Source organism: Dietzia sp. CQ4, from assembly GCF_014145125.1.
In the GTDB taxonomy this organism is placed as follows: Bacteria; Actinomycetota; Actinomycetes; order Mycobacteriales; family Mycobacteriaceae; genus Dietzia; species Dietzia natronolimnaea.
Genome location: NZ_JAALDZ010000112.1, coordinates 1 through 7,425 on the forward strand (window position 1 = coordinate 1; position 7,425 = coordinate 7,425).

A 7,425-nucleotide genomic window follows, 5' to 3' on the forward strand; every position below is an offset into this window, starting at 1 on the left:
CGGCGGCGCGCGGCGCGGCTGCTGAGCTCGGTGTCGTCGGTGATCCGCGGGATCTCGCCGGTGAGCTCGGAGACGCTCACGCCGCTGCCGCCCTCGTCGGCCCGCCGGTGCCGGCGCCCCTTGGGTGCGGCCGCGTCCGACTGCTCGGCGCCCATGCGCTTGAGCAGCTCCGCCACGGTGATCTGCTGACCGTCCTGATCCTCGGCCATCTCAGCTCCCCTTTCCGTCGCCGCCCGCGTCCCGGTCGAGACGCTGCAGAATGAGCCCCTCCCGCAGAGCCCACGGGCAGATTTTCACACTTTCCAACCCCAGAGCCCTCATCGACGCCTCCGCCACCAGCGCTCCCGCGACCACCTGATGGGACCGGTCAGAGCTGATGCCCTCCAACTCTGCCCTGTCGGCGGCCGTCATGCGAGAGATAAAGGCGATCACCTGCCGCAGACCCGACGCGGTGAGGATCCGCTCCACCCGCGGCCCCTCCGACGACGGCGCCGCGCCGGTGAGCCGCGCCAGCGTGCGGAACGTCTTGGAGGTGGCACAGGCCAGGTCGGGGGTGCCGGCCGCCCGCAGGTCCCGGGCAGGGCCCTCCAGCTCGGCGTCGATGAAATCACGCAGCTGGTTGATGCGCTTGCGTTCGGGCGGGTCGGTCTTGAACCAGTCGTGCGTCAGCCGGCCGGCGCCCAGGGGCAGGCTGAAGGCGTGCTCGGGCAGCTCGTCCTCGCCGCTCGTGAGTTCGAGCGAGCCACCACCGATGTCGAGGTTGACGATCCGACCGGCGCTCCAGCCGAACCACCGGCGGGCGGCCAGGAAGGTCATCCGCGCCTCGTCCTCGCCGGAGAGCACGCGCAACGCGATCCCGGTCTCCTTCTCGACCTTCTCGAGCACCGCGTCCGAATTGGCGGCGTCGCGCACCGCCGAGGTCGCCAGGGCCATGACCTCGCGGCACTTGGTGGCCTTGGCCAGATCGGCGGCCTCGTTGACCGCGTCGATCAGCCGGGCGACGCCGGTCTTCGAGATGTTGTCGTCCTCATCGAGGTACTCGATCAGCCGCAGACGGGTCTTGGAGTCGTTCATGGGCGTGGGGTGCCCGCCCCGATGGGCGTCGACCACCACGAAATGGACCGTGTTGCTCCCGACGTCCAGGACACCTAATCTCACACGCCCACCCTAAACGGTCTACGGTCGCAGGTTGTGACCGCCACCGAACGCACCAGCACCCCGGGCGCGCCCGCCGCGGAAGTCCCCCTCGACTTCCCCCGCGAGTGGTACACCTTCCCGGACCCCGCGAACGACCAGCACCTCGTCTCCGCGGACATGACCTGGCTGCTGTCCTCGTGGACCTGCGTGTTCGGCACCCCGGCCTGCCACGGCATCGAGGCCGACCAGCCCGACTCCGGCTGTTGTACGCACGGGGCGTTCCTGTGTGACGACGACGACCGCGCGCGACTGACCGTGAACGTCGAGCTCCTGGGACCCGAGGACTGGCAGCACCGTGGGGCCGCGCTGGAGGCCGCGGAGGCCGAGGGCGTCGATCTCGAGCCGTGGCTGGAAGAGGACGAGCTCACCGGGGACGACGGCGAGCCCGAGCCCGCCCTGCGGACGCGGCGCCACGGCGGGCGATGCGTGTTCTTCAACGACGTCGGCTTCCCGGCCGGCTCGGGCTGCGCCCTGCACCACATGGCGCTGAGGACGGGGCGGACCCTGCCCGAGTCGAAGCCGGACGTGTGCTGGCAACTGCCCATCCGCCGCACGCAGGAGTGGGAGACCCGGCCCGACGAGGTGGAGGTCCTCCACACCCGTATCGGCGAGTACGACCGCCGCGGCTGGGGCCCCGGCGGGCTGGACCTCGACTGGTACTGCACCGGATCGCCCGAGGCGCACGTCGGGGCCGACCCGGTGTTCGTCTCACTGCGCGACGAGCTGGTGGAGTTGCTGGGGGCCGACTGCTACGAGGTGCTGGCCGCGGCGTGCCGGCGCCGCCGCCAGCTGGGGATCGTCGCCGTGCACCCCGCGACGGAGCGGGCGACTCCCTAGTCGACCACTCCCATTCCGGACCGGACGAGCCGGTCAAATCCCGCTTCGGACCGGACGAGCTGGTCAGCCCTCGAACTTGTAGCCCAGGCCCCGGACCGTCACCAGGTGGACCGGCTTGCCCGGGTCCTGCTCGATCTTCGAGCGCAGCCGCTTGACGTGGACGTCCAGAGTCTTGGTGTCCCCCACGTAGTCCGACCCCCAGACGCGGTCGATCAGCTGACCGCGGGTGAGCACCCGGCCCGAGTTGCGCAGCAGGTACTCGAGCAGGTCGAACTCCTTGAGCGGGAGGGTCACCACCGACCCGCGGACGGTCACCGTGTGCCGCTCGATGTCCAGGCGCACCGGGCCCGACTCCAGGACACCGATGTCGTCCGGCTGGTCTCCCTCCGTGTCCGCGCCGCGCCTGAGCACGGCCCGGATGCGGGCGATGAGTTCGCGGGCCGAGTAGGGCTTGGTCACGTAGTCGTCGGCCCCCAACTCCAGCCCGACCACTTTGTCGATCTCGCTGTCCCGCGCGGTCACCATGATGACCGGGACGCTCGAGGTCACCCGCAGGCGCTTGCACACATCGGTTCCGGACATGCCCGGGAGCATGAGGTCCAGCAACACGATGTCCGCGCCCTCCGCGTCGAAGCTCTCCAGCGCGGTCGGGCCGTCGCCGGCGATGGTGACCTCGAAGCCCTCCTTGCGCAGGAGGAACGCCAACGGATCCGCGAGCGAAGCCTCGTCCTCTACGATCAGCACCCTGGTCACGGCACCTGGTCCTCTCCTTGTTGGTCGTGCTCGGCGGGGGGCGGGGCCCCCTCGCCACCCGGCTCCACATGGGCCGGGAGTTCGAGTGTGAACGTGGACCCGGTCCCGGGCCTGCTCCAGATGCTGACGCCGCCGTTGTGGTTCTGGGCGACGTGCTTGACGATCGCCAACCCCAGCCCGGTCCCGCCGGTGGCCCGGGACCGGGCCTTGTCCACGCGGAAGAACCGTTCGAACACGCGGGTCTGGTGCTCGGGCGCGATGCCGATCCCCCGGTCGGTGACCCGCAGCATCACGGTGTCCCCGTCGAGCGCCCGCGTGATCGAGACCGGGGTGCGCTCCGGCGAGTAGTTGACGGCGTTGGAGATGAGGTTGGTCAACGCGGTGACCAGCAGTGTCCAGTCGCCCGAGATCTCGAGCCCGGAGGGCGCGTCGGTGATCAGCTCGATCCCGGCCGCCTCCGCCGCGGACGCCGACCTGCGCATGGCCTCGTCCACCACGGCGTCCACGTCCACCGGCTCGGGATCGCGGATCCGCTCGGCGCCCTGGAGCCGGGACAGCTCGATGAGCTCGGAGACCATCTTGCCCAGCCTGTGGGCCTCGCTCACCACGCGGCCGCCGAAGTACTCGACCGACTCCGGGTCGTCCTTGGACTCCAGCAGCGCCTCGGCCAACACGGCCATGGCCCCCACCGGTGTCTTGAGCTCGTGGGAGACGTTGGCCACGAAGTCGCGCCGGGCGGCCTCCATGCGCCGCTGCTCCGAGTCGTCGTCGGCGAACACCACCGCGAACTGACCGAGGTGGCCGCCGAGGATCTCGCTGCGGCCGCTCACCGACGGGATCCGGCGGCGCCCCGTGATGACCTTGGCGGGCAGGTCGAACGCCGAGGGCTCGCCGCCGGCGAAGGTGATCTCGGCCGCGCGCCACACCGGGTCCACCAGGAGACGGTCGTCCACAATGCCCAGCTCCGCGGCGCGACGGTTGTAGAGCACCACGTCCTGGTGACGGTCCACCACGGCGAGCGCGTACGGCGCCTGGTGGTACACCGCCCGCAGGACCTCCAACCGGCTCGGACCCTGCTGCTCGGCGAGCCGGAGCTCACGGCGGGCGTGGAGCCGGGGGACGACGAACCCGCCGACGACAAAGCCGACCACTGCGGCGATGATCGCGAGGGCGATCCCGAGACTGACCTGCACGAGGCAGATACTACGGTGCGGCGAATCGGCGACCACAACGGAGAACCCCCGTCCATCTGCGGGAAGTCCGCAGGTGGACGGGGGTTCGCCGCGTGTTCACCGGAGCGACACCTACTTCTGGGCGCCCTGGCTGGCGACGGCCGCGGCTCCCGCGGCCGCGGCCTCCGGGTCGAGGTAGGTGCCCCCCGGGTTGGAGACCAGACCGGAGTCGTCGAAGCGGTAGACCAGCGGGATGCCGGTGGGGATGTTCAGGCCCGCGATGTCCTCGTCGGAGATGCCGTCGAGGTGCTTGACCAGTGCGCGCAACGAGTTCCCGTGCGCGGCCACCATGACCGTCCTACCCTCCGCCAGCTGCGGCGCGATCTCGGCCGCGTAGTACGGGATGAAGCGGTCCACCACGTCCTTGAGGCACTCGGTCAGCGGCACCTCCGGCAGGTCCGCGTAGCGGGGGTCCGCCGACTGCGAGTACTCGTTGTCCGCATCGATCGCCGGCGGCGGCGTGTCGTAGCTCCGGCGCCAGAGCATGAACTGCTCGTCGCCGAACTCGTCCTTGATCTCCGCCTTGTTGAGGCCCTGGAGCTTGCCGTAGTGCCGCTCGTTGAGCTTCCAGTGCCGCACCACGGGGATCCAGTGCCGGTCGCAGGCGTCCAGCGCGATGTTGGCCGTGGTGATGGCCCGACGCAGCAGCGAGGTGTACAGCACGTCCGGGAGGATGCCCTCCTCGGCGAGGAGTCTGCCGCCGCGGACCGCCTCCTCGCGTCCGAGGTCGGTGAGGTCCACATCGACCCATCCGGTGAACTGGTTGGAGGCGTTCCACGTGGACTGACCGTGACGCAGCAGGACGAGGGTTCCGTAAGCCATAGGGTCATTATGACCCGACGCCCGAGGACTACGGTGCAGACATGACCACACACGCCGGAGACACCCCCGATCGACCCGACCGGCCGTGGACCGCCCACTACACCCCGGGCACCACACACGACCTCGACTACGGCACCACCACGCTCATCGACCAGTTCGACGACGCCGTGCGCACCTACGCCGACCGGCCCGCGACCGAGTTCTTCGGCCGACTGACGCCCTACTCCGAGATCGGCAGCCGGGTCCGCCACGCGGCCGAGGGACTGCGTCGCCTCGGGGTGGGGCGCGGGGACCGGGTCGCGGTCCTGCTACCCAACTGTCCGCAGGGGATCGTGGTGTTCTACGCCGCGCTGCGGATCGGCGCGATCGTGGTCGAGCACAACCCGCTCTACACCGCCGACGAGCTCGAGGGCCCGTTCGCCGACCACGGCGCGAGGGTGGTGGTGACCTGGAACGTCGTCGCCGGGATGGTGCGCGAGCTGGCCGACCGCCCCGGCACGGAGATCGAGCACATCGTCGCCGTCGACCTGCTCGACGAGCTCCCCGCGGCCAAGCGCCTGGCGCTGAAGCTCCTGCCCGTCCCGTCGCTCCGCGCCTCGCGGGCCAAGCTCTCCGCGCCCGCTCCCGGGACGCTGGACTGGCGCGAGCTGGAGACCGGGCCGGAGCTGGACTTCTCATATCCACGCCCGAAGGCCGACGACCTCGCGCTGATCCTGTACACCTCCGGCACCACCGGCACGCCCAAGGGCGCCACGCTCTCGCACGCCAACCTCGTGGCCAACGCCAAGATGGGCGAGGCCTGGGTGCCCGAACTCGAGCTGGGGCGCGAGCGGTTCCTGGCCTCGCTGCCGATGTTCCACGCCTACGGGGTGACGCTCTGCGTGGTGATCGGGATCGCGGTGGGTGCCCGGCTGCAGCTCGTGCCCGCGCCCGAGATGGACCTCATCATGCCGATCCTGGCCAAGGACCTGCCCACCTTCATCCCGGCCGTCCCCCCGATCTACTCCAAGATCCTCGAGGAGGCCGGCAGGCGGGGGATCCCGCTGCACGGCATCCGGCACTCGCTGTCCGGCGCCATGAGCCTGCCCGACGAGCTCATCGAGAGGTGGGAGGCCGCGACCGGGGGCCTGCTCGTGGAGGGGTACGGCATGACCGAGACCTCGCCCATCACGGTGGGCAACCCCATGTCGACGGCGAGGCGGGCCGGCAGCATCGGCGTCCCCTTCCCGGACACCGACGTCCGCGTCGCCCACAAGGACGACCCCACCGTCGACGCCGACCGGGGCGAGCCCGGCGAGCTGTTGGTCAGGGGCCCGCAGGTCTTCCCGGGCTACTGGCGCAACCCCGCGGCCACCGCCGAGACCTTCCACGAGGGCTGGCTGCGCACCGGCGACGTGGTGGTCCAGGACGCCGACGGCTTCCTCCACGTGGTGGACCGCATCAAGGAGATGATCGTCACCGGCGGGTTCAACGTCTACCCCTCCGAGGTGGAGGCGGTCCTGCGCAGGGCCCCGGGCGTGGCCGACTGCGCGGTGGTGGGACGGCGCGGACCGGACGGGGGCGAGCAGGTCGTGGCCGCGGTCGTGCTCGAACCGGGCACCGAGCTCGACGCCCCGGCCCTGCGCGCCCACTGCAAGGCCTCACTCGCCGGGTACAAGGTCCCCCGGGAGTTCGTGGCGCTGGGCGAGCTGCCCACCAACCCGATGGGCAAGGTCCTGCGGAAGAAGGTCGCCGAGCAGCTCTGACGGGAGCCGCGACGTCCGCACCCGCGACGCTCCACACCGTCGGCGGCCCGCTCCGTCGACGCTCCACACCGTCGGCGCCCCACACCGTCGAAAAGAGCGTCCCGCACACATCGGCCGAGGAGAGGGTGAGCGGAACGCTCTTCTCGATGGAGAGGCGGTCGCCGGGGCGGTCGCCGGGGCGGTCGCCGGGGGCTCGCGGGTTACTCGTGCCCCGGCTGGGGCAGGTCCTCGGTGAGGTGGCGGAACGCGTCCAGGTTGCGCAGCGGCTCACCGCGCGAGACGCGCCACTCCCACTCGCGGCGGATCGAGGTGTGGAAGCCGGTCTCGAGCAGGATGTTGAAGTCGTGATCCGCCGCCTCGAGCACCTGGCCCAACACGCGGTCGAGCTCCTCCTCGGTCACCGCGACCAGCGGCATCCGGCCCACCAGGTAGATGTCGCCGTTGTTGTCCAGCGTGTACGCCACCTGGTACAGCCGACGGTTGCGCCGCAGCAGGTACTTGTAGACCCTCTCGAAGTCCTCGTCGGGCTTGCGGCAGACGAACGCCTCGATCCGCACGCTCTCCCGGTTCACCGTCAGATGGCAGGCGGTCTTGAGCCGCTTCTCCCCCGGCAGCTGGACCACGAAGACGCGGCCGTCGGCCAACGTCGACTCGATGTCCCGCTCCACCAGGAAGCGTCGGATCAACTCGAGGGTGGGGCGGTCGACGTCGTCGGCACCGCGCGGCGCGGACCCGCCGTCGTCGTCCATGCGCTTGTTCTCGGTGGGGTCGATCATGGTGACTCCTTCGGTTCGACGGCCCGGACTCGTGAGCGATTCGTCACGGGGGCTTGTTCGGAC

At 70.7% G+C, this 7,425-nt stretch carries 7 protein-coding genes and 1 pseudogene; 2 read left to right on the forward strand and 6 right to left on the reverse strand.

From position 1 onward, the window contains the following. Positions 1–209, reverse strand: a pseudogene (locus tag G6031_RS07315) (hypothetical protein); the annotation flags it as partial. A 1-nt stretch (position 210) separates the two neighbouring features. Next, the gene (locus G6031_RS07320) at positions 211–1,158 is read right to left on the reverse strand and encodes a Ppx/GppA phosphatase family protein (protein WP_179523389.1); all 948 of its coding nucleotides are present in this window, start codon (positions 1,156–1,158) and stop codon (positions 211–213) included. Positions 1,159–1,191: 33 nt separating this feature from the next. On the opposite strand from G6031_RS07320, the gene G6031_RS07325 reads away from it, so the two are divergent. After that, on the forward strand, positions 1,192–2,034 hold the full coding sequence (locus tag G6031_RS07325; RefSeq protein WP_182652890.1) for a hypothetical protein: 843 nt from the start codon (positions 1,192–1,194) through the stop codon (positions 2,032–2,034). A gap of 63 nt (positions 2,035–2,097) precedes the next feature. Here G6031_RS07325 and G6031_RS07330 read toward each other — a convergent pair whose 3' ends face one another. The 3 genes from G6031_RS07330 to G6031_RS07340 form a co-directional block, all read right to left on the reverse strand. Next, on the reverse strand, positions 2,098–2,787 hold the full coding sequence (locus G6031_RS07330) for a response regulator transcription factor (protein ID WP_179523391.1): 690 nt from the start codon (positions 2,785–2,787) through the stop codon (positions 2,098–2,100). Beyond that, positions 2,784–3,980: an ATP-binding protein gene (locus G6031_RS07335; RefSeq protein WP_182652891.1), complete on the reverse strand. Its 1,197-nt coding sequence runs from the start codon at positions 3,978–3,980 to the stop codon at positions 2,784–2,786. Before G6031_RS07335 ends, G6031_RS07330 begins: the two co-directional genes overlap by 4 nt. A gap of 111 nt (positions 3,981–4,091) precedes the next feature. Further along, on the reverse strand, positions 4,092–4,841 hold the full coding sequence (locus G6031_RS07340) for a phosphoglyceromutase (protein WP_182652892.1): 750 nt from the start codon (positions 4,839–4,841) through the stop codon (positions 4,092–4,094). Positions 4,842–4,882: 41 nt separating this feature from the next. Between G6031_RS07340 and G6031_RS07345 the strand changes: the two genes are divergently transcribed. After that, complete coding sequence (locus G6031_RS07345) at positions 4,883–6,586, forward strand: long-chain-fatty-acid--CoA ligase (RefSeq protein WP_182652893.1); 1,704 nt, start codon at positions 4,883–4,885, stop codon at positions 6,584–6,586. A 200-nt stretch (positions 6,587–6,786) separates the two neighbouring features. Here the strand turns inward: G6031_RS07345 and G6031_RS07350 are convergent, their stop codons facing one another. Then, on the reverse strand, positions 6,787–7,335 hold the full coding sequence (locus G6031_RS07350; RefSeq protein ID WP_179525998.1) for a YbjN domain-containing protein: 549 nt from the start codon (positions 7,333–7,335) through the stop codon (positions 6,787–6,789). Positions 7,336–7,425 lie beyond the last annotated feature (90 nt).